Annotated in this window: 1 protein-coding gene; it reads left to right on the top strand. The window is 59.0% G+C overall.

Annotation, left to right across the window (positions count from 1 at the left end):
• Positions 1-81: 81 nt before the first annotated feature.
• Positions 82-1211 (top strand): IS3-like element ISBcen15 family transposase gene (locus CFB39_RS38445; protein ID WP_089472298.1). Its coding sequence is split into 2 segments (ribosomal slippage): positions 82-334 and positions 334-1211, totalling 1131 coding nucleotides; the frame shifts between segments, so codons are not numbered across the junction.
• Positions 1212-1239: the final 28 nt, after the last annotated feature.

The raw sequence follows: 1239 nt of genomic DNA, 5'->3' as shown, positions 1-1239 counted from the left end.
TGACCCTAGCCCACAAAACTGTCCCATTTGGAAGTGGAAAATTCCGGCATGACGTTGTCATCAAGACCAGGAGGTCATGCCGTGAAGAAGAGCAAGTTCACCGAAGAGCAGATCGCATACGCGTTAAAGCAAGCCGAGCTGGGCACGCCGGTCGCAGAGGTCTGCCGCAAGATGGGAATCAGCGACGCGACGTTTTACAACTGGCGGACCAAGTATGGCGGGCTATCGCCTTCGGAACTGCGCCGGTTGAAGCAGCTTGAGGAAGAGAATGCGAAGCTCAAGCGGCTCGTGGCGGACCTGAGCCTGGACAAGGCCATGCTGCAGGACGTGCTGTCAAAAAAGCTCTGAAGCCTTCCCGGCGCCGTGATCTGGTCACGGACTTGATGCAGCGTTTCGGCGCAAGCCAGCGGCAGACCTGCGCGTTGTTGCAACTTTCCCGCACGGTCTACCGTTACGAGTCGGTCGCGCGGGATCAAAGCGCGCTGGAGATGCGCATCAAGGAGATCACCGAAGTGCGGGTGCATTATGGTGCGCCCCGCGTGTACGTGATGCTTCGCCGGGAAGGCTGGCGAGACAACCATAAACGCGTCGAGCGCGTGTATCGGGAACTGGGGCTTTCATTGCGCCACAAACGACCTCGACGGAACAAGTCGGCTCGGCGCCGACAGCCAAAGCAGTCAGTGAGCGCAATCAACGAAATCTGGAGTATGGACTTCGTCGCTGATGCGCTGTTTGATGGTCGGCGCTTGCGTACGCTCACGATCGTGGACAACTACACGCGGGAATGCTTGGCGATTGAAGTCGACGGCTCATTGCGTGGCGAACACGTTGTCGCCGCGCTGACCCGGCTTGCGCAGCATCGCCCGCTTCCACGCTATATCAAGGCAGACAATGGCAGCGAGTTCATTTCGAAGGCGCTCGACAAATGGGCGTACGAGAACGACGTGGAGATTGACTTCTCGCGTCCTGGCAAGCCAACCGACAACGCGAAGAACGAATCCTTCAACGGACGTTTCCGGGAGGAGTGCCTCAATGCACATTGGTTCTTGTCGCTGGAGGACGCCAGACGCAAAATCGAAGTCTGGCGCGAGTACTATAACGAGGCGCGCCCTCACTCTGCGCTGCAGTGGATGACACCGGCGGAATTCGCCCGCCGGTGCACCGATCGGGCCGATTCGGCCCGCCCCGAAGAGCCGGAATTTTCCAGCTAAGACTGGGACGGAAATTGGGCCAGCCTCA

Origin of the sequence: Burkholderia sp. AU6039, assembly GCF_002223365.1 — a bacterium.
Taxonomy (GTDB): domain Bacteria; phylum Pseudomonadota; class Gammaproteobacteria; order Burkholderiales; family Burkholderiaceae; genus Burkholderia.
Note: the sequence above shows the minus strand (reverse complement) of the source record. Positions and strands in the feature narration are given on the sequence as shown.